The sequence below is a fragment of the Sphingomonas anseongensis genome (assembly GCF_023516495.1).
Taxonomy (GTDB): domain Bacteria; phylum Pseudomonadota; class Alphaproteobacteria; order Sphingomonadales; family Sphingomonadaceae; genus Sphingomicrobium; species Sphingomicrobium anseongensis.
Genome location: NZ_JAMGBC010000001.1, coordinates 1199618 through 1219480, shown reverse-complemented (window position 1 = coordinate 1219480; position 19863 = coordinate 1199618). Strand labels below are relative to the sequence as shown.

Sequence of the window (19863 nt, the reverse complement as noted above, 5' to 3'; positions counted from 1 at the left end):
GGTTTCAACCCATCGTCGGAATTATGAAGGCATTCTCGCCGGTGACAGACCCGTCGGGCCAGCGCTGGGTGACGACCTTGTTCTTGGTCCAGAAGCGAAGGCCTTCCTGCCCGTACTGGCCAATGTCGCCGAACCCGGAGCGCTTCCAGCCGCCGAAGCTGTGGTAGCTGACTGGCACCGGGATGGGCACGTTCACGCCCACCATTCCGACGTTGACGCGGTTGACGAACTCGCGGGCAGCGTGGCCGTTGCGGGTGAAGATGGCGACTCCGTTGCCGTAATCGTGCTCGGAGGGAAGCCGGACCGCCTCGTCGAAATCCTTGGCTCGGACCATCTGCAGGACCGGACCGAAGATCTCGTCCTTGTAGCTCTGGAAGCTCGGCTTCACGTGGTCGAAGAAGGTGGGGCCGATGAAGAAGCCCTTCTCGTTGCCCTGAAGCGTGAATCCGCGGCCGTCGACGACCAGCTCGCCGCCTTCGTCGATGCACATCTGGATGTAGTGCTCGATCCGCTCCTTGTGCGCCTTGCTGACCACCGGCCCATAGTGGGCGTCGGGATCGGTCGAGACTCCGACGCGCAGCTTCTCGATCGCGGGGATGAGCTTCTGGCGAAGGCGATTGGCGGTGTCGTCGCCGACGGGGACGACGACGGGCAGGGCCATGCAGCGCTCGCCGGCCGAGCCGAAGGCCGCTCCGGCGAGGTCGTTGACCACCTGGTCGAGGTCGGCGTCGGGCATGACGATGCCGTGGTTCTTGGCGCCGCCGAACGCCTGCACGCGCTTGTTGTTCGCGGTGCCGCGCGAGTAGATATACTGAGCGATGTCGGACGATCCGACGAAGCTCACCGCCTTGATGTCGTCATGGTCGAGGATCGCGTCGACCATCTCCTTGTCGCCGTGGACGACGTTGAGGAGGCCGTCGGGAAGGCCGGCTTCCTTCATCAGCTCTGCGAGCCGGACGGGGACCGACGGGTCGCGCTCGCTGGGCTTGAGGATGAAGGCGTTGCCGCAGGCGATCGCCATCCCGAACATCCACATCGGGATCATCGCAGGGAAGTTGAACGGCGTGATCCCCGCGCCGATGCCGAGGGGCTGGCGCAGCGAATAGACGTCGATTCCCGGCCCCGCGCCCTGCGTATATTCGCCCTTCAGGGCCTGCGGGATTCCGCAGCAATATTCGATGACCTCTAGCCCGCGCTGGACGTCGCCGCGCGAGTCGGCGAGCACCTTGCCGTGCTCCGACGACAGCAGCTCGGCGAGCTCGTCCATGTGCGCCTCGACCAGCTCCTTGTAGCGGAACATCACCCGGGCCCGGCGCTGCGGGTTGGTCGCTGCCCATGCCGGCTGCGCGGCCTTGGCGGCGTCGATCGCGCGCTGGAGGTCGGCCGCTGTTCCGAGCTTCACCTTCGCCTGGACCTCGCCGGCATTCGGATCGAACACGTCAGAGGTCCGTCCGCTGGAGGAGAAGGCTTCGCCGGCGATGAAATGGTCGATGTCACGCAACATGGGTCAAATCTGTCCTGTGTTTCGAGTCTTTGGGGGCGCCGCTCCCCTAGACCCGGGCGGCTTCAAATGCCAGTTGGCGCGGCGGAGGAGAGGATGATGAAGGCTTTCACGTTCCTGTTGAGCGGCGTTGCACTGATTGGGGCCGCCCCGCCGCCGGCGCCGGTGCCGAACCAGCCCTATGCCCAGCTTCGCCAGATCGTCGCCCCGGTAAGCGGAGCGCAGATGAGAAAGACGGTGGAAAAGCTGGTCAGCTTCGGAACCCGGCACACGCTTTCCTCGCAAACCGACCCGAAGCGCGGGATCGGCGCGGCGCTCAACTGGACGGAGAGGCAATTCAAGAGCTTTGGCCTTCCGACCGTTCGGCCGTGCGACACGGTGACCGGCCGGCGTGTGCCCAACCCGACGCGCGTCTGCGACATGGTCGCGATCCATCGCGGGACCGAGCGTCCCAACGACGTCGTCATCATCCAGGGCCATATCGACAGCCGGGTGACCGACGTGATGAACTTCACCTCCGACGCGCCGGGCGCGAACGACGACGGCTCCGGAACCGCGGCGGTCATCGAGGCCGCGCGAGTTCTGTCCAAGCACAAGTTCCCGGGGACGATCGTGTTCGCCGCGCTGTCGGGGGAAGAGCAGGGCCTGCTCGGCGGCAAGGTGCTGGCCGATTACGCCAAGGCGCAGGGCTGGAACGTCGTCACCGTCCTCAACAACGACATTATCGGGAACAGCTGCGGCGCCGACGGCGTCTGTGATGACACGCATGTTCGCGTGCTGTCGGAAGGGCCGCGCAGCCAGGGCCAAGGTGAGTTGGCGGCGCAGACGCACAGTCTCGGTGGCGAGAATGACGCTCCGTCGCGCAACATCTCGCGCTTCCTCGACGGGCTGGCCGACAATTTGAACATCGGGCTCGACGTCCGGCAGATCTGGCGAACCGACCGCTGGGGTCGCGGCGGCGACCATATCCCGTTCCTGGAGCTTGGCTTTCCGGCCGCGCGGCTCAGTGTCGCGGTCGAAAATTACGACTGGCAGCACCAGGACCTGAGGACCGAGAACGGCAAGGTCTATGGCGACACCATCGACCATATGGACTTCAATTATCTGGAGAAGGTGACGAAGCTGAACGCCGCCGCGCTCGCCGCGATCGCCAGCGCTCCGCCGCCGCCCGAGCCCAAGGCGGAAGGCGCGGTGAGCACGGATACGACGCTCAGTTGGGCAGCGGTCCCGGCAGCAACTGGCGGGTACGTCGTTCGCTGGCGCAGAACCGATTCCAACCAATGGCAAGAAACCCTGCGCGTCGCCGCAGGCGAGACGAAGGCGATCCTGCCGCACGTCCGCGTCGATGACTGGGTGTTCGGGGTCTCCTCGGTAAGCAAGGAGGGCTTCGAAAGCCCCGTCGCCTCGGCGGTTCCGGGCGGCGCATTCAAGCCCTACGTGGCGCCCGCCAAACCGCAGCAATAGATGGCGGCAGGGGGACCGCGCGACACCGACCGCCCAGCAGAGCAGCGGCCGCTTGCGGGGATCGCGCTTCGACTCCTGACGGCAGTCCTCCTCGCGGTCATGTTCGCGCTGGTGAAGCTCGGCTCGACGCGCGGCGTCAACGTCGTCGAGAGCTTGTTCTACCGGCAGTGCGGCTCGGCGCTTGCAGCGACGGCCTTCGTCGCGATCGGACCCGGCTTCGGTTCCCTGCGGACGAAGCGCGTGGGCGCGCATGTCGGCCGGATGGCGCTAGGGCTCACGGCGATGGCGTTGAACTTCCTCGCGTTCATATTGCTGCCCCTGGCCGAAGCGACGACAATCGGCTTTTCGGTCCCCATCTTCTCGGTCGTCCTCGCCGCGCTGATGCTCGGCGAGCCGACGGGCAAATGGCGTTGGGGCGCGGTCGCGGCGGGCTTCGCCGGAGTGCTGCTGATCGTCCAGCCAGGGAGCGGCGGCGTTCCCCTGCTCGGTGCTTCCGTAGCGCTCGCGGCTGCACTGCTGACGGCGTCGGTGACCATCGTGATCAGGAAGCTCGGCGCGACCGAACGGGCGGCGACCACCGTCTTCTGGTTCGCGGTGAGCTCGCTCGTCCCCCTGGGGCTGCTGATGCTGTGGTTTGCCAACTCGCATGATGCCGCAAGTTGGGCGTTGCTTGCCGGCCTCGCTGTCGTCGGCGGCCTAGCGCAGCTGACACTGACCGGCGCGCTCCGCCTTGCGCCCGTCGCCCTCGTCATGCCGATGGATTACACGAGCCTGCTCTGGGCGGTGCTCCTTGGCGAGTGGATCTTCGGCGAGCTTCCGACTCCGTGGATCTGGGTCGGCGCACCGATCATTATTGCCAGCGGGCTGGTGATCGTCTGGCGCGAGCACCGGCTTCACCGGCTCGCGGCATTGTCCGCTGAAGCTGCAGCGCCCACCTAGGGTTCGAAGGAGCAGGTTATGGCCGGCGGTTGGACCCGCGACGGAGCGGTTCAGGACCAGATCGAGGACACGGTGAAGGATGCCGTGCTTCGCGCGCGTGCGCTCACGCCCAAGGGCGAGAGCGCCGAGGAATGCGACGATTGCGGAGAGCCGATCCCGAAGAAGCGGCGCGACGCGCTGCCGGGTGTGCGCACCTGCATCGCCTGCCAGTCGGAGCGCGACAAGGCGGTGACCCATTCGACGATCAACCGGCGCGGAAGCAAGGATAGCCAGCTGCGCTAGGCACGTTTAGGGCGCTGTCATGGCCCGCAAGCCCACACCCGGCCTCCCGAGCCGTCAGCAGATCCTCGACTTCATCGCCTCGTCCGACCAGCCGGCGGGAAAGCGCGAGATCGCTCGCGCTTTCGGGCTCAAGGGTAATGAGAAGATCGCTCTCAAGAAGCTTCTCAACGACATGGGCGACGAGGGGCTGATCGAAACGTCGCGCGGCCGTGCTTTCAACAAGCTAGGCGGAATTCCGAAGGTGACCGTGCTCCACGTCGTCGAGGCTGACGATAACGGAAGCATCTGGGCCAAGCCGGAGCATTGGGAGGCCGACATTCCGCCGCCGAAGCTTCGAGTCATCGAACGCGAGCGGCGCGGAGCACTGGGGATTGGCGACCGGATCCTCGCCCGAACCGAGGAGCGCGGCAACGGCTACGTCGCCCACCCTCTCAAGAAGCTCGCTCGCAAGGCGGAGCTGGTTCTCGGAGTCCTTCGCAAGGAAGGCACGCGCTTCTGGCTGACCCCGGTCGAGAAAAAGGAGCGGCGCGAGCTTCCGGTCAGTGACGTCAAGGACGGCGAGTCCGGGGACCTAGTGCTGTGCGAAGTGACCGGCCGCGGGCCGCGGGTGACGGCGAAGGTGGATGCTGTCCTCGGCGACCCGTTCGCGCCCAAGAGCTTCAGCCTGATCGCGATCCACAAGTATGAGCTTCCGTACGAATTCAGCGAAGCCGTCATCGCCGAAGCCAGCCGAGTAGCGAAGCAACCGCTCGGCGAGCGCGAGGACCTGACACATCTGCCCATCGTCGCGATCGATCCGGCCGACGCGCGGGACCATGACGACGCGATCTGGGCGGAAGCCGACGGGGAGGGCGGCTGGAACGCGATCGTCGCGATCGCCGACGTCAGCTTCTACGTCCGGCCCGATTCAGCGCTCGACAAGTCCGCGCGCTCGCGCGGCAACAGCGTTTACTTCCCCGATCGCGTGGTGCCGATGCTTCCCGAGGAGCTGTCCGCGGACATCTGTTCGCTCAAGCAGGGCAAGACACGCGCGGCGATGGCGTGCCACCTGAAGATTGCCAAGGACGGCACCCTGAAGAGCTGGAGATTTACGCGAGCAAAGATTTGTGTCGCTGCAAACATTGCGTACGAAGATGCTCAAGCCGCGATCGACATCGCGAATGAAGAAAGGGTCGAAGTCTCCTCGCCGACCTGCTCGATGCCGGAGATCGAAGGTCCCGTTCCGGCCGCTCTCGTCGAGCAAGCGCTCAGGCCCCTGTGGGGCTGCTGGCGGGCGCTCCTGTCGGCGCGCGAGAGGCGGCAGCCGCTTGAGCTCGACCTGCCCGAGCGGCAGGTGGTGCTCGACGAAAAGGGCCGGATCACCTCGGTCGCTCCGCGCGAGCGGCTCGATGCCCATCGGCTGGTCGAGGACTTCATGATCGCCGCCAACGTCGCGGCGGCCAAGGCGCTTGAGGCGAAGAAGGCGCCGGTCATGTACCGAATCCACGAGCCTCCGAGCCGCGAGAAGCTGGCGGCACTCAAGGATTATCTCGACACGTTCGGCATAGCGTTCACGCTCGGCCAGGTGATCAAGCCGGAGTCGTTCAACGCCATCATCAGCCGAGTCGGCGATGCGGATTTCCGGCCGGAGATCATGGAGCAATTGCTGCGCACGCAGATGCAGGCGCGCTACGGGCCGGAGCGGCTGGGGCATTTCGGGCTGGCTCTGGGAACATACGCGCATTTCACCTCGCCGATCCGCCGCTATGCCGACCTGCTTGTCCATCGCGCGCTGGTCAGCGCGTATAGGTTGGGCGAGGGCGGCCTTCCGCAGGCGGACGCCGAGCGCTTTGACGAGGTGGGGGAGCAGATTTCCCGGCTCGAGCGGCGCGCGATGGAGGCCGAGCGCGAGACGGTCGACCGCTATGTCGCGGCCTATCTGGCGGACCAGGTCGGGCAGGTCGTGATGTGCCGGATTACCGGCGTCCAGCCGTTTGGGTTCTTCGCGACCGTGGCCGAGTTCGGCGGCGACGGGATCGTGCCCGTCTCGACCATTGGATCAGAATATTTCCGCTACGATGAGAAGACCCAGCAGCTGATCGGCGAGGAGACTGGGACCAGCTATCGGATGGGCCAGAAGCTCAAGCTTCGAATCGTCGAGTCCAATCCGATCACCGGCGGGCTGCGCTTCGCAATTCCGGATCATGAGCCCGCCAGGCCCGAGGATCGGCGCGACCGGGTGCACCGCCCGGCGCCGAGGCGGGGCCGGCCCAAGAACATTCGCCATAACAACAGAAGGCGCTAAGCTATCTCGGCAAGCCTTTGGGGAGCGAGAGACGATGGCAACGGCAGCAGCGGCAGCCGCAGTAGCAAGGGCACGGCGGGACGTCCGCCATCACTTCTTCAGCCAGGATGCGGTCCGGCCCGACAACGCGGTGTCGTTCGAGCCGGGCAGCCGCCTGCAACGGCGAATGTTCGAACGGATGAGCGAGCGCGGCATAATCCGCGAAGCAAAACCGGGTCAGTATTGGATTGACGTGGTTGCGTACGACCGCGACCGGATCGCCCGATTCCAGAGAGTACGGGTAGTCCTGCTGGTCCTCGCCTTCGCGCTACTGGCAGGCCTGTTGCTGGTCCTGGTCTTGCGCTGAACCGCAACCATTACCGCCCCCCGTCATTGAGCGGGCAAGGAGAACCGGACATGGCCTACAAGATCGCGATCATCGTCGGCAGCCTTCGCAAGGACAGCATCAACCGGAAGATCGCGCGGTCGATCTGCGCGATCCGAAACGACAATCTCGATTGCTCGATGGTCGAGATCGGCGACCTGCCGCTCTACAACCAGGACTATGACGGCTCGCCCGGTGAGCCGGAGCAATATGCCCGTTTCCGCGATCAAGTCCGCTCGGCGGACGGCGTCCTGTTCGTCTCGCCTGAGTATAATCGCGGGATGCCGGGCGTCCTCAAAAACGCCATCGACGTGGGGTCGCGCCCTTACGGGCAGAGCGTGTGGGACAAGAAGCCCGCCGCGATCGTCACGGCTTCCCCGGGATCGATCGGCGGATTCGGGTCGAACCACCAGATCCGCCAGTCCTGCGTGTTCCTCAACATGCCGGTGATGCAGCAGCCGGAGGCCTATCTCGGCCACGTGAGCGACGGCAGCTTCGATGAAAGCGGGTGCCTCAAGGACGGGCCGCTGAAGGACCTGGTCACCACGCTCGCCCACAGCTTCCACGACTGGGTCGACATGATTCACCGCTCACGCGCCGCTCTCGCGGAAGACTCTGCCCACGCCGCAAAGCAGAAGCAGCCGGCCTAGGTTACCTTCTTGCGTTCGCGGAAGCGCGGCTGGTCCCATTCACGGTTGGCAAGGATGTCGGCGAGGATATCCCCCGCGCGGCACGCTTCCTCAAAGCGCGTGTAGAGCGGCGTGAAGCCGAAGCGCATGAGGTCGGGCGCCCGGAAATCTCCGACGACGCCCCGAGCGATCAGCGCCTGAATCACCGCATAGCCGTCCGGATGCGCAAAGCAGACGTGGCTTCCGCGTGCCTCAAGATCGCGTGGCCCGAACAGCGACACTTCGCCGCCGCATCGCCTCTCCACCTGCTCGATGAACAGAGCGAGCAGCGCACGCGACTTGGCCTCGACGTCCGCCATCGCCACGCCTTCGAACGTGTCGATCCCAGCTTCGAGCGCCGCCAGCGCAATGATGGAGGGCGTTCCGGTCAGGAAACGCGAAATCCCGCTCGTCGGGCGGTAGCTTTCCTCGAACGCGAACGGCTCGGAGTGGCCGAACCAGCCCTGCAGCGGCGGTCGAAGCTCGTCCTGGAGGCGCTCGGCGACGAACATGAAGGCGGGCGAGCCCGGGCCGCCGTTCAGATATTTGTAGCCGCAGCCGACGGCCAGATCGCAGCCGGCTTCGTCGAGGCGAAGCTCGATTGCCCCGGCGCTGTGCGACAGGTCCCAGACCACGAGCGCTCCCGCTGCGCGTGCCGCATCGTTCACGGCCCGCATATCGGCGCGGGCGCCGCTTCGATAATCGACGTGGCTCAGCGTGACGGTGGCCGTCTGCTCGTCGATCGCGTTGCCGATGTGGTCCGCGGGCACCAGCCGAAGCTCCAATCGGAGCATCTCCGCCAGGCCTTGGGCGACATAGGTGTCGGTCGGGAAATTGCCTTGCTGGGCAAGGATGACGCGCCGGCCGGGGCGGGCGCGGACCGCCGCCGACAGCAGCTTGAACAGGCAGACCGAGGTTGAATCGGCAATCGCGAGCTCGTTTGGCTTCGCGCCGACGATGGGCGCCAGCTTGGAGGCTATCCGCAGCGGCGCGTCGATCCAGTCGTGCTTGGTCCAGCTGGAGATGAGGTCGACCCTCCACTCTCCGGCGATCAGTCTGTCGACGCGGCTCTGCGTAGCCGCGGGAAGAGCGCCGAGCGAATTGCCGTCGAGGTAGATCAGGCTTTCGGGAAGCTGGAACCGCTCGCGAGCGAAGGCTAGCGGGTCGGCTTCGTCGAGCTGTTGGGCGTCCTCGAGCGTCACAGCTTCGGAAGAGTGACGCCCTGCTGGCCCATATATTTGCCCGCTCGGTCGGCGTAGCTGACCTCGCATGGCTCGTTGCCCTGAAGGAACAGGAACTGGCAGGCGCCTTCGTTCGCGTAGACCTTGGCCGGAAGCGGCGTCGTGTTCGAAAATTCCAGCGTCACATGCCCCTCCCAGCCCGGCTCCAGCGGAGTAACGTTCACGATGATCCCGCAGCGGGCGTAGGTGGATTTGCCGAGACAAATCACCATCACGTCGCGCGGCACGCGGAAATATTCGACCGTGTGGGCCAGCGCGAAGCTGTTGGGCGGGATGATGCAGACGTCGACCTCGCGGTCGACGAAGCTGTTCGCGGCGAAGTCCTTCGGGTCGACAGTGGCCGAATCGACGTTGGTGAAGATCTTGAAATGGTTGGAGACGCGCGCGTCGTAGCCGTAGGAGGAAAGGCCATAGCTGATGCAGCCTTCGCGACGCTGCGCCTCGACGAACGGCTCGATCATCCCGTGGTTCTGGGCCTGCTCGCGAATCCAGCGGTCGGAGAGAATGGGCATGGCCGCTGCCTAACCGTGGACTTCGAGCCCTTCAATCGGCGGACATTATTTCTGTGGATGAGGGGCGCGGCTGAAAACTGCGGGATTCACATCCTATCCACAGGCGTGCTACTTTTGTTCTCAATTGGCGCGGCCGCCGATCCGCGTAGGACGTGCGCATGGCAGAGATCGTAAGACTATCCGACCCGGCGCAGCCCGCCGCTACCCCGAGCCTCCCGGCTAACGTCGAGGCCGAAGCCGCGCTCCTTGGCGCGCTGATGCTCGACAACCGCCTGGTCGAAGACGTCGGCCTCAAGCTCAAGCCGCACCATTTCCACGAAGAACTCCACGGCCGGATCTACGACTCGATCCTCAAGCTCACCGACAAGAACATGGTCGCAAATCCGGTGACCCTGCGGCCGATGTTCGAGGCCGACGAGGCGATGAAGCAGGTCGGCGGCGCGGGCTATCTTGCGACTCTGACGGGCTCGGGCGCGACCCTGATCGCAGCTCGCGACTTCGCCCAGCAGATTTACGACCTAGCGCTGCTTCGGGCGCTGATCGGAGTCGGCCGCGACCTGGTCGACAGCGCTCTCGACACGAGCGAGGAAGTCGCTCCGCTTCAGCAGATCGAGCGTGCGGAAAGCGAGCTCTACAAAGTCGCGGAGGAGGGCGGCGCCGAAGGCAAGGCGAAGAGCTTCGCCGAGGCTACCCGCGATGCGCTCCAGACCGCCGAGCGGGCGCTCAATAGCGGCGGCCATTTGTCAGGCGTGACGACGGGCCTCGAAAGCCTCAACGGCAAGATCGGCGGCCTTCACAATTCCGACCTGATCATCGTCGCCGGACGCCCGGGCATGGGCAAGTCGGCGCTCGGCACCAACATCGCCTTCGCCGCAGCACAACGGTTCCTCCGCGACGTCGAGGACGGGATCGAGCCGGAGAAATCCGCTGGCGCTCCCGTCGCCATGTTCAGCCTCGAAATGTCGGCGGACCAGCTGGCCACGCGTATCCTTGCGGAGCAGTCGGGCATCAGCTCCGAGAACCTGCGCATGGGCAAGATCAGCAAGCAGGAGTTTCGCCAGCTTGCCCGCGCCGCAGCCGAGCTGGAGAGCCTGCCTTTCTACATTGACGATACGCCCGGCCTGACCATCGCCGCGCTGCGCGCCCGCGCTCGTCGCCTCAAGCGGCAGAAGGGCATCGGGATGGTCATCGTCGATTACCTTCAGCTGCTCCAGGGGACCGGCCGCAACAGCAACGAGAACCGCGTCAACGAAATTTCCGAGATCAGCCGCGGGCTGAAGACGTTGGCAAAGGAATTGAACGTCCCGGTCATCGGCCTTTCGCAGCTGAGCCGAGCCGTGGAGCAGCGCGAGGACAAGCGCCCGCAGCTGTCCGACCTTCGTGAGTCGGGCTCGATCGAGCAGGACGCCGACATCGTCCTCTTCATCTATCGCGAGGACTATTATCTCGCCGCCCGCCAGCCGGCCGACGACCACCCCGATTTCGCTTCGTGGCAGGAGGAGATGGGGCGGGTCTACGGCCTCGCGGAAATCCTGGTGTCGAAGCAGCGCCACGGCGCAACGGGCAAGGTCCGGGTGAAGTTCGACAGCCGGATCACCAAGTTCAGCGACCGCGTGGACGAGGGCTTCCTCCCAGAAGAGCGTGGCTGAACCGGTTGCGATTCCACATCGATGCAATAAGGGGGCGGCACGCGCCTGCGGCTGACCAACCGGAGCATCTGAATGGCCGAGCAATATGATCTCGTCGTCCTCGGTTCGGGGCCGGGCGGCTATGTAGCGGCGATCAGGGCTGCTCAGCTCGGCCTGAAGACCGCCATCGTCGAGCGCGAGCTGCTCGGCGGAATCTGCCTCAACTGGGGCTGCATCCCGACCAAGGCGCTGCTCCGCTCCGCCGAAATCCTTCACCACATGAGGCATGCCGAGAGTTTCGGGCTCAGCGCCGGCAAAGTGGATTTCGACCTGAAGAAAGTGGTCGAACGCAGCCGAGACGTTGCAGCGCAGATGAACCGCGGCGTCACCGGCCTGATGAAGCGCAACAAGATCGACGTGCACATGGGGGAAGGGAAGCTCACCGGCCCCGGCAAGCTCAACGTGGCCGCGACCGGCAAGACGACCGAGCTTGCAGCCAAGCACATCATCGTCGCGACGGGCGCCCGCGCCCGCGAGCTTCCGTTCGCGAAGAGCGACGGGAAGCGAATCTGGACCTACCGCCACGCAATGACGCCGCCGGAGATGCCCACGGAGTTGCTGGTCATCGGCTCGGGCGCGATCGGGATCGAGTTCGCCAGCTTCTACAACGACCTCGGCGCCAAGGTGACCGTCGTCGAAATGCTGGACCGGATCGTGCCGGTCGAGGACGCCGAAGTAAGCCGCGCCCTTACGAAGTCGCTGACGGGGCAAGGGGTCGAGATCCTCACCTCGGCGGGGGTCGAAAGCCTGAAGGCGGATTCCAAGGGTGTCGCTGCCGCGATCAAGGGCAAGGACGGCAAGACCGCGGAGCGCCGCTTCAGCCACGTTATCGTTGCCGTCGGAATCGCTCCGAACACCGAGAACATCGGCCTTGAAGCGTTGGGAGTGAAAACCACCAAGGGCCACATCGACGCGGATGCCTACTGTCGCACCAGCGCAAAGGGCGTGTGGGCAATCGGCGACGTGACCGCTCCTCCGTGGCTGGCGCACAAGGCGAGCCATGAAGGCGTCATCGCTGCCGAAGCGATCGCTCAGGAGCTCGGCAACAAGGATGCCCATCCGCACGCGATGGACCCGAAGAACATCCCCGGCTGCACCTATTGCCGGCCGCAGATCGGAAGCGTCGGGCTGACCGAGGCGAAGGCGAAGGAAGCCGGGTACGAGGTCAAGGTCGGCCGCTTCCCCTTCCCCGGTAACGGCAAGGCGATCGCGCTCGGCGAGACCGAAGGTTTCGTGAAGACCGTGTTCGACGCCAAGACCGGCGAGTTGCTTGGTGCGCACATGATCGGTGCCGAAGTGACCGAGCTGATCCAGGGTTATACGATCGGCAAGACTGCGGAGCTGGTCGAGCAGGATTTCATCAACACTGTTTTCCCGCATCCGACGTTGAGCGAGATGATGCACGAGAGCGTCCTCGCCGCGTTCGGACGGGTGATCCATATCTGACGGGAGGGGACCCCAATGAAGCATTTCTTGCTGGCCGCTGTTGCGGCCGTTTCGCTGGCCGCGCCGGTAAGCGCGGCGACGGTCGTCACCGCCGACCGGCTGCTCGACGTGAAGACCGGCCGGTACATCGACAACCCGGCGATCGTGATCGGCGACAACGGCCGGGTGCAGCAGATCGGTAATCTCGCTTCGATGCAGCTCCCCGCCGGGATCAAGCATATCGATCTCCCAGGCCAGACCTTGGTTCCGGGCTTGATCGACATGCACGTTCACATGAACAGCCTGGCTGAGATCGGCGGTTATGAAGGGTTGAAATATACCGACAGTTTCTGGGCGGCGATCGGTCCGTTCAATGCGCGCAAGGACATCGATGCGGGCTTCACCACGGTTCGCAACGTGGGCTCGGGCGATTTCGACGACGTCGGGCTGAAGCAGGCGATCGACGGCGGCTGGATCGTCGGTCCGCGCATCGTGCCCGCGACTTATTTGCTCGGCGCGACCGGTGGCCATTGCGATGACACCAACGGGCTTCCGCCGTCGCTCGGCGCGGACAAGACTGCGCCGGGCATCGTCAGCAGCCCGGAGCAGGCGCGCGAGAAGGTGCGCTGGGTGCGCAAATATGGCGCCGAGGTGATCAAGATCTGCGCGACCGGCGGGGTATTCTCGCTCGGCGATTCGGTTGGCGCCCAGCAGCTGAGCCTCGAGGAAATGAAGGCTATCGCCGACGAGGCGCACATGCTCGGCATGAAGGTGGCGGCCCACGCCCATGGCGACGAGGGAATCCACGACGCGATCCTGGCCGGCATCGACACGATCGAGCACGCCAGCCTCGCGTCCGATGCGACCATCCAGCTGGCGAAGCAGCACGGCACTTGGTTCGACATGGATATCTATAATGATGACTATATCCTCGCGACCGGCACGGCCAACGGCACTGAGCAGCAGAGCCTCGACAAGGAGCGGATGATCGGCCTGAAGCAGCGCCAGACCTTCCAGCGCGCGGTCAGGGCTGGAGTGAAAATGATCTTCGGCACCGACGCGGGCGTTTACCCGCACGGCGACAATGGGAAGCAGTTCGCGAAAATGGTGCAGTGGGGCATGACTCCGCTCCAGGCGATCCAGGCGGCGACGCTGAATGCTTCCGAAGCGCTCGGAAGGAATGATGTCGGCGTGATCGAGCCTGGCCGTTATGGCGACATGGTCGCGGTCCGTGGCGATCCTCTGCGCGACGTGACGACGCTCGAGCATGTCGATGCGGTTATCAAGGGCGGCGTGCTGGTGAAGGGGCCTGGCGCAACGCAATGAGCTCTCCGACCGCAAGCACCCGGACTCTCGTGATCGCGCTCGTCGCGAACCTCGGGATAGCGGTCTCGAAGTTCGTCGCTGCGGCGATCACCGGATCTTCGGCGATGCTGACGGAGGGCGTCCACAGCGTCGTCGATTCGACCAACCAGCTGCTCCTGATGTGGGGGCGTCACGCTGCCAAGCGCGCGCCGGACCGCTATCACCCGTTCGGATACGGGCGGGAGCTCTATTTCTGGAGCTTCGTCGTCGCCGTGCTGGTGTTCGCGCTCGGCGCAGGCGTGTCGATCTACGAAGGCATCATCCACATCGCTCATCCCGAACACGCGGTCTCGCCTGTCATCGCCTATGGAGTCCTGCTGGTCGCCTTCCTCCTGGAAGGCTGGTCGACGCTGGAGGCGTTTCAGGAATTCAAGGCGGCCAAGGGCGGCACCGGCTGGTTCGAAGCGATCCGGCTGTCGAAGGACCCGCCGAGCTTCATCGTGCTCCTCGAGAACGGTGCCGCAATGGCCGGGATCGTTGCTGCGGCGGCCGGTCTCTTCCTCGCGCAGATCACCGGGAACCCGTTCTACGACGGAGCGGCATCGATCGTCATCGGCCTCATTCTCGGCCTCACGGCGTTCCTGCTTGCGTATGAATCGAAAGGCCTGCTGATCGGCGAGGCTGCCGAGCCCGAGCTGGTGTCAGGGCTCGCACAGCTCGTAAGCAGCCAGAAGGGCGTGGTTGCCGCCGGGGAGGTGCTGACCGTCCATTCCTCGCCCGACCAGGTCACCGCAATGATCAGCGTCGACTTCGACGATTCCATTTCCGCGGGGGACGTCGAGCATATCGTCTGCACGATCGAGGAGGAGGCGCACAAGCACTGGCCGCAGGTGCGCAGGCTGTACATTCGCCCGCGCAAGGGATCTTTGCTCGGCTCGAAATGGGAATCCGAACCATGCTGAACGGAGGCGGATCGTGGCGTTGAAGAAGCTTTGCGTGATCGCCGGAATGGCGCTCGCCCTTGGTGCATGCGGGTCGTCGGCCGGGGACAATGTCATGTCGCCGGAAGCCAATGCGCTCGACCCGGCCGCAGTCAACCTGGCGCTTGGCCCGGAGACGACCGGCAACGAGGCGACCATCGACGCCAGCGACCTCAACAGCACGGACAACTCGACTGAGCAAAATTCGACCGAGCCGACGAACAAGAGCAACGAGGAGGAGCGGCCATGAAACAGGGCTATTGCGACGACATCGAGAGCGTCACGCTCAAGAACGAAGATTTTCGTCGGGTCCTCTATACGGGCCATCACCTTCAGCTGGTGGTGATGACGCTCCAGCCCGGCGACGAGATCGGCGAGGAGGTCCACGAAGACCGCGACCAGTTCTTCCGGATCGAGGAAGGCGAGGGCGCCATCGACATCGATGGCCGCGAGAATCGGGTCGAAGGCGATTTCGCGGTGATCGTCCCCGCGGGCGCCCGGCACAACGTCCGCAACATCGGTTCGCGGCCCTTGAGGCTCTACACCATCTACGGCCCGCCGGAGCACAAGGATCAGGTCGTTCAGGCCACCAAGGAAGAGGCCGACCGGCGCCATCCCCACGAGGAGTGGGAAGGCGAAACGACAGAGTGAGCGCTGGGTCGCGGTGATTTCCGGGGGAAGCCGCTGGCTTCTTTAAGAATTTGCTATTCCTGATCGCGTAGTTTCCCCCCGCATTGCTGGGGGAGGCAGTCGATGCGCGTCTATGATTATCGGCCGGACAAAGCGGCGATGGGAAGCGCTTTCCTGGCTGCCTTTGCCTACGCTTCCTACGAGATCTGGCGGTCCTCGGGCTCCGTCATTGTCCTAATTTTCGGGCTGATGATGGCGGCTGGAGCAGCGAAGCTGGCATATGATGCCTTCAACCACACCCCGACGATCAAGTTCGATCGTGACACATTGTGGGTCCGCAAGACGTTCGGGGGGGTCGCAGAAATTCCTTGGCGCGAAGTCCACAGCATCAAGCTGATGGTTTTCACAATGAAGTACGCGGGCGTGTTTCCGGTCGGGAAGCATCAATATTTGGAGATTACCTGCGAAGGCGGCATTTTCGGCGCCCAACGTTTCAGGGTGTCCACTGAGACAATGCGGCTGCCTGCCGGAGGCGCCGCGGAAATCGCGTTGATTCTCCAGGCCGCGCACATCGAGGCGGTCGGCGTGGCAGGCGTTGCAATGGCGGGTGCCGGAGAGCGCGGCTGGGGAGTCGATCTGCCGACAGAAGAGCAGCCCGGGTCGGACTTCGACGCCGATGCGGCGCTCGCTCGCTACCTCGCATCGAAGGAATCGGAGACGCGGCAACCGTCGTCGCCGTCGCCCGCGAGGATGGCCATGCCCGAGCGGCCGGTGTTCGGGCGTAAGACGAGCTAGTTGCCAACCGCCTCACGCCGCTGCACGACTAGGCGATGGCGCAATCGCTCCACGACGTTTCGGACCCGCGCAACGCGTCGGTCTTCATCGACATCAACGGCGAACTGAAGCCGCGCGAGCAGGCGGTGGTTTCGGTGTTCGACAGCGGCTTCATGCTCGGCGACGGTGTCTGGGAGGGGCTTCGGGTCCACAAGGGCCGCATCTCCTTCCTCAATCGCCACCTCGACCGGCTGTTCGAGGGCGCGAAAGCGATCGCGATGGACATCGGCCTGTCGCGCGAAGCGTTGGCCAAGCGGCTCTACGACACGCTCGATGCCAACGATATGAGCGAGGGAGTCCATATCCGGCTGATGGTGACTCGCGGAGTGCGGTCAACGCCCTACCAGGACCCGCGGGTCGTGGTTGGCGGAGCGACCGTCGTCATCATCCCCGAATACAAGCAGCCGCCCGAGGGCATTCACGAGCGCGGCCTCAAGCTGTTCACCGTCCACGTCCGTCGCGGCGATCCGGCAGTGCAGGATCAGAAGATCAATTCGCACTCCAAGCTCAACTGCATCCTTGCTTCGATTCAGGCGACGCAGGCCGGGGCAGACGAAGCCCTGATGCTCGACCCGCATGGCTTCGTCGCGACCTGCAATTCCACGCACTTCTTCATTGTCCGGAAGGGCGAGGTGTGGACCTCGAGCGGCAAATATTGCCTCGGCGGCATTACCCGCGGGCTCGCTTTGGAAGTCGCCCGCGAGGCCGGCATTCCCGCGATCGAAAAGGACTTCTCGCTGACCGACGTCTATGGCGCGGACGAAGCGTTCGTCACCGGCACCTTCGCCGGAATCGTCCCGGTTCGGGAGGTCGACGGACGCAAGTTGACCGACGGCCGCGGCCCGATAGTCGAACGGCTGCAGCGGCTATACCTGGAGCGCGTGGAGCGCGACGTGGCGGAGCAAGTTCGTCCGTGACCATCCGCATCGCGATGTGGTCGGGGCCTCGGAACCTCTCCACCGCGATGATGCGCAGTTTCGAAAGCCGGGCGGACACGTTCGTGACAGACGAGCCTTTCTACGGCTGCTTCCTGACCGACACCGGCCTTCAGCATCCGATGCGCGACGAGGTCATCGCCTCGATGGATTGCGACTGGCGGACGGTAATGGATGAACTCCGCGGCGATCCGACCGGCGGATCGCCCATCTGGTACCAGAAGCACATGTGGCACATGATGGTCGGCCCCGTCGGCTATGAGGATTTCGCCGGCTTTCGCCATGCCTTCCTGATCCGCGAGCCCGAGCGGATGATCGCTTCCTATCTGAAGAAGCGCGAGGCGGCGCGGTTCGAGGATTTCGGGCTCGAGAAGCAGGCGGAGTTCTTCGAGCGCGAGGCGGATCGGCTAGGACATCCCCCTCCGGTGATCGACGCGAACGACGTTCTTGCGGACCCCGAGCGCGTGTTGTCGAAGCTGTGCGGCGCGCTGGGCATCGCCTGGGATCCGGCGATGCTCCGCTGGGCTCCCGGCCGCCGGGAAACGGACGGAGTCTGGGCGGCGCATTGGTACAATGCGGTGGAGAAGAGCACGGGTTTCGGCGAACCGGACTCTGATCCTGTCGAGCTGACCGAAGCCGATCAGCGTCTCGCCGACCGGATGCGGCCCTATTACGGGCGGTTGGCGGCGCACAGGATCACCGCCGAAGCGTGATTCGACGTTCTCTTTCCAATGTGGAAAGATTTCACTTGCCAATATGGAAAGTGACGACTACTCACTTTCCGAACTGGAAAGTAATGGAGTCGTTGGATGACCGAAGCGGAGAACCAAAGAAGCGCTGCCGAGGCGCTGGAAAGCGTCAGGCAGGGCCGTTCACGCCTTGCGGCCGAATCGTCCCTGCCCTGGTGGCGGCACTGGCTGATCGGCCTCTTGTTCGGAGTGCTGGTTGGAGCGCAGGGATATCCGCTCCCGATCCCGACGTTCGGAAGCGCCGCAGTGGTGATCGCAATCGCAATCATCGCCCGCTCCGATCGGCGACGGCACGGCTTCTTCATCAACGGCGTTCGCCGCGGGCCGACTTTGCCGGTGTCGATCGCGTTCCTAGTCATCGCGCTCGCAGCCGTTTTCGGCGCCGTCTATTGCGGACATGACCTCCACCGGCCCGAGCTCGGAGCGCTGCTTGGGTTGCTGATGGTTCCGGTGGGCGCGCTCTATTCCCTAGCGTGGCGCCGCGCGTACCAGCGCGAGCTAAGAAGCGACCGATGAGCCTCGATCCCCTCATCCACCCGCCGGCGCGGCTTCAGATCATGGCGGTGCTCGGCGGCGTTTCGGAAATGGAGTTCGCCAAGCTCCGCGAGATTCTGGGAGTCAGCGATTCGGTGCTGTCGAAGCATATCTCGGCGCTGATGCAGGCGGATTACGTCCGACAGCGCAAAGCAGCGCTCGACGGTCGGCAGCGCACCTGGCTGATCAGGACAGGCCCAGGCCGCCGCGCCTTCGAAGCGCATATCGCCGAGTTGCAGCGGATAGCGGGGCTCGTCCCGAGAAAGTGACCTGCCGCTATTTCCGCTCGTAGGTGGCGGTGAGCTGGGCGAGCCCGATCTTGTGCTTCAGCGCCTCACCTTCGACCTCTTCCACCTTCGCAATGGCGGGCAGCGACAGCGTGTCGATGTCCAGCGCGTACAGCTTGAATCGATAATGGTGCGGTCCGTGCCCCTTCGGCGGGCACGGGCCCCCGTAGCCGGGCTTGCCGAAGCCGTTGACGGCCTGCTTGCCGATCGGCTGGCCGAGCGCGATCGACCGCGTCCCGGGCGGGATGTCGTAAACTCCCCAATGCCTGAATGTGCCGCTCGGTGCATCGGGGTCGTCCATGACGAGTGCGAGGCTCTTTGTTCCTGCCGGCGGTTCGTCCCAGCTTAGTTGGGGCGATTGGTCCACTCCGTCACAGGTGAAGGGCTGCGGGATCGGACGGCCATCTTCCATGTCCCGGCTGCTCATGGCGAACCGGGCGACGGTGCTGCTTTCGTTCATTTGATTTGCCTCCGTTGCGGCCCCGCAACTCGCAAGCGCGGTGAGCAGCAACACCGGAGTCAGCCGTTTCCACATGTCATGGCTCCCCATTCGTGGTCGCGGGCGGAAAAGCAACGAGACGGGCCCTTGTCCGTTCCGCCGCTCGCCCCACATAGGCGCTGTCCTACCCGACAGGCGTTGACGCTGGCGGGCTCCACAGCTATGTGGCCGGCCGTCCGCACGACCTGTTTTCCCAGTTAGCGAGCGGGCAAAGAGCTGAACATTGCTCAACTTGCGCGTCGCCAGGCGGCCGAACGGCTGCTCAGGCTCCGCGCTTTTTCTGTTGGGCAAAGTAACCGCGGGGCTTTCCCGCATATAACAAGGTGAAGGGCTTCATGCCGACGATTAATCAGCTGATCCGCAAGGGTCGCGAACCGCAGAAGGCCAAGTCGAAGGTCCCTGCGATGGAGCAGAATCCGCAGAAGCGCGGAGTTTGCACCCGAGTCTATACGACGACCCCGAAGAAGCCGAACTCGGCTCTTCGCAAGGTTGCGAAGGTCCGCCTGACCAACCAGCGCGAAGTGATCAGCTACATCCCCGGCGAGGGCCACAACCTGCAGGAGCACAGCGTCGTGCTGATCCGCGGCGGGCGCGTGCGCGACCTTCCGGGCGTTCGCTATCACGTGCTTCGCGGAGTGCTCGACACCCAAGGTGTCAAGGATCGCCGCCAGTCGCGGTCCAAGTACGGCGCCAAGCGTCCCAAGTAATCCAGAGCAGTAAGCCCCGGACAGGTTCCGGAAAC

General features: G+C 64.6%; 22 protein-coding genes. 18 read left to right on the top strand and 4 right to left on the bottom strand.

Features of this window, described 5'->3' with window-relative positions:
- Positions 1 to 4: 4 nt before the first annotated feature.
- Positions 5 to 1501 (bottom strand): CoA-acylating methylmalonate-semialdehyde dehydrogenase, encoded by a 1497-nt coding sequence (locus LZ519_RS06345; protein WP_249868878.1) that lies wholly within the window; start codon positions 1499 to 1501, stop codon positions 5 to 7.
- Between the two features lie 99 nt (positions 1502 to 1600).
- On the opposite strand from LZ519_RS06345, the gene LZ519_RS06340 reads away from it, so the two are divergent.
- The 6 genes from LZ519_RS06340 to LZ519_RS06315 are packed head-to-tail and all read left to right on the top strand — an operon-like array spanning position 1601 to position 7484.
- Positions 1601 to 2965 (top strand): M28 family metallopeptidase, encoded by a 1365-nt coding sequence (locus LZ519_RS06340; protein ID WP_431358109.1) that lies wholly within the window; start codon positions 1601 to 1603, stop codon positions 2963 to 2965.
- Positions 2966 to 3904 carry a DMT family transporter gene (locus LZ519_RS06335; RefSeq protein WP_249867860.1) on the top strand — a complete coding sequence of 313 codons (939 nt, stop codon included), beginning with the start codon at positions 2966 to 2968 and terminating at the stop codon, positions 3902 to 3904.
- A gap of 18 nt (positions 3905 to 3922) precedes the next feature.
- A complete protein-coding gene (locus LZ519_RS06330) occupies positions 3923 to 4186 on the top strand; it encodes a DksA/TraR family C4-type zinc finger protein (protein ID WP_249867859.1) in 264 nt (87 codons plus the stop codon).
- A 19-nt stretch (positions 4187 to 4205) separates the two neighbouring features.
- Positions 4206 to 6470, top strand: a complete 2265-nt coding sequence (gene rnr / locus LZ519_RS06325) for a ribonuclease R (protein WP_249867858.1) — start codon at positions 4206 to 4208, stop codon at positions 6468 to 6470.
- 34 nt (positions 6471 to 6504) lie between these two features.
- The gene (locus tag LZ519_RS06320; RefSeq protein WP_249867857.1) at positions 6505 to 6816 is read left to right on the top strand and encodes a hypothetical protein; all 312 of its coding nucleotides are present in this window, start codon (positions 6505 to 6507) and stop codon (positions 6814 to 6816) included.
- 50 nt (positions 6817 to 6866) lie between these two features.
- Complete coding sequence (locus LZ519_RS06315) at positions 6867 to 7484, top strand: NADPH-dependent FMN reductase (RefSeq protein ID WP_283937295.1); 618 nt, start codon at positions 6867 to 6869, stop codon at positions 7482 to 7484.
- On the opposite strand, the gene kynU is transcribed toward LZ519_RS06315, so the two are convergent.
- The gene (kynU, locus tag LZ519_RS06310) at positions 7481 to 8704 is read right to left on the bottom strand and encodes a kynureninase (protein ID WP_249867856.1); all 1224 of its coding nucleotides are present in this window, start codon (positions 8702 to 8704) and stop codon (positions 7481 to 7483) included. The genes LZ519_RS06315 and kynU overlap by 4 nt on opposite strands.
- Positions 8701 to 9255 (bottom strand): dCTP deaminase, encoded by a 555-nt coding sequence (dcd, locus tag LZ519_RS06305; RefSeq protein WP_249867855.1) that lies wholly within the window; start codon positions 9253 to 9255, stop codon positions 8701 to 8703. Before dcd ends, kynU begins: the two co-directional genes overlap by 4 nt.
- Positions 9256 to 9413: 158 nt before the next feature.
- Between dcd and LZ519_RS06300 the strand changes: the two genes are divergently transcribed.
- The 11 genes from LZ519_RS06300 (at position 9414) to LZ519_RS06250 (ending at position 18604) form a co-directional block, all read left to right on the top strand.
- Positions 9414 to 10904 (top strand): replicative DNA helicase, encoded by a 1491-nt coding sequence (locus LZ519_RS06300; protein ID WP_249867854.1) that lies wholly within the window; start codon positions 9414 to 9416, stop codon positions 10902 to 10904.
- A gap of 72 nt (positions 10905 to 10976) precedes the next feature.
- Positions 10977 to 12389, top strand: coding sequence for a dihydrolipoyl dehydrogenase (lpdA, locus tag LZ519_RS06295; protein WP_249867853.1), 1413 nt, complete (start codon positions 10977 to 10979; stop codon positions 12387 to 12389).
- 15 nt (positions 12390 to 12404) lie between these two features.
- A complete protein-coding gene (locus tag LZ519_RS06290) occupies positions 12405 to 13694 on the top strand; it encodes a Xaa-Pro dipeptidase (protein ID WP_249867852.1) in 1290 nt (429 codons plus the stop codon).
- A complete protein-coding gene (locus LZ519_RS06285; protein WP_249867851.1) occupies positions 13691 to 14635 on the top strand; it encodes a cation diffusion facilitator family transporter in 945 nt (314 codons plus the stop codon). Before LZ519_RS06290 ends, LZ519_RS06285 begins: the two co-directional genes overlap by 4 nt.
- 13 nt (positions 14636 to 14648) lie before the next feature.
- On the top strand, positions 14649 to 14903 hold the full coding sequence (locus LZ519_RS06280; RefSeq protein ID WP_249867850.1) for a hypothetical protein: 255 nt from the start codon (positions 14649 to 14651) through the stop codon (positions 14901 to 14903).
- A complete protein-coding gene (locus LZ519_RS06275; protein WP_249867849.1) occupies positions 14900 to 15304 on the top strand; it encodes a cupin domain-containing protein in 405 nt (134 codons plus the stop codon). The genes LZ519_RS06280 and LZ519_RS06275 overlap by 4 nt, the downstream gene beginning before the upstream one ends.
- 102 nt (positions 15305 to 15406) lie before the next feature.
- The gene (locus LZ519_RS06270) at positions 15407 to 16078 is read left to right on the top strand and encodes a hypothetical protein (protein ID WP_249867848.1); all 672 of its coding nucleotides are present in this window, start codon (positions 15407 to 15409) and stop codon (positions 16076 to 16078) included.
- 35 nt (positions 16079 to 16113) lie between these two features.
- Positions 16114 to 17034, top strand: coding sequence for an aminotransferase class IV (locus tag LZ519_RS06265; protein ID WP_249867847.1), 921 nt, complete (start codon positions 16114 to 16116; stop codon positions 17032 to 17034).
- Entirely contained in the window at positions 17031 to 17765 is a 735-nt protein-coding gene (locus tag LZ519_RS06260; RefSeq protein WP_249867846.1) for a sulfotransferase-like domain-containing protein, read from the top strand. The genes LZ519_RS06265 and LZ519_RS06260 overlap by 4 nt, the downstream gene beginning before the upstream one ends.
- A gap of 96 nt (positions 17766 to 17861) precedes the next feature.
- On the top strand, positions 17862 to 18317 hold the full coding sequence (locus LZ519_RS06255) for a hypothetical protein (protein ID WP_249867845.1): 456 nt from the start codon (positions 17862 to 17864) through the stop codon (positions 18315 to 18317).
- Complete coding sequence (locus tag LZ519_RS06250) at positions 18314 to 18604, top strand: transcriptional regulator (protein ID WP_249867844.1); 291 nt, start codon at positions 18314 to 18316, stop codon at positions 18602 to 18604. Before LZ519_RS06255 ends, LZ519_RS06250 begins: the two co-directional genes overlap by 4 nt.
- Before the next feature lie 7 nt (positions 18605 to 18611).
- Here the strand turns inward: LZ519_RS06250 and LZ519_RS06245 are convergent, their stop codons facing one another.
- Positions 18612 to 19082, bottom strand: a complete 471-nt coding sequence (locus tag LZ519_RS06245) for a YbhB/YbcL family Raf kinase inhibitor-like protein (RefSeq protein ID WP_249867843.1) — start codon at positions 19080 to 19082, stop codon at positions 18612 to 18614.
- A 374-nt stretch (positions 19083 to 19456) separates the two neighbouring features.
- Between LZ519_RS06245 and rpsL the strand changes: the two genes are divergently transcribed.
- Positions 19457 to 19828, top strand: a complete 372-nt coding sequence (gene rpsL, locus LZ519_RS06240) for a 30S ribosomal protein S12 (RefSeq protein WP_028969180.1) — start codon at positions 19457 to 19459, stop codon at positions 19826 to 19828.
- Positions 19829 to 19863: the final 35 nt, after the last annotated feature.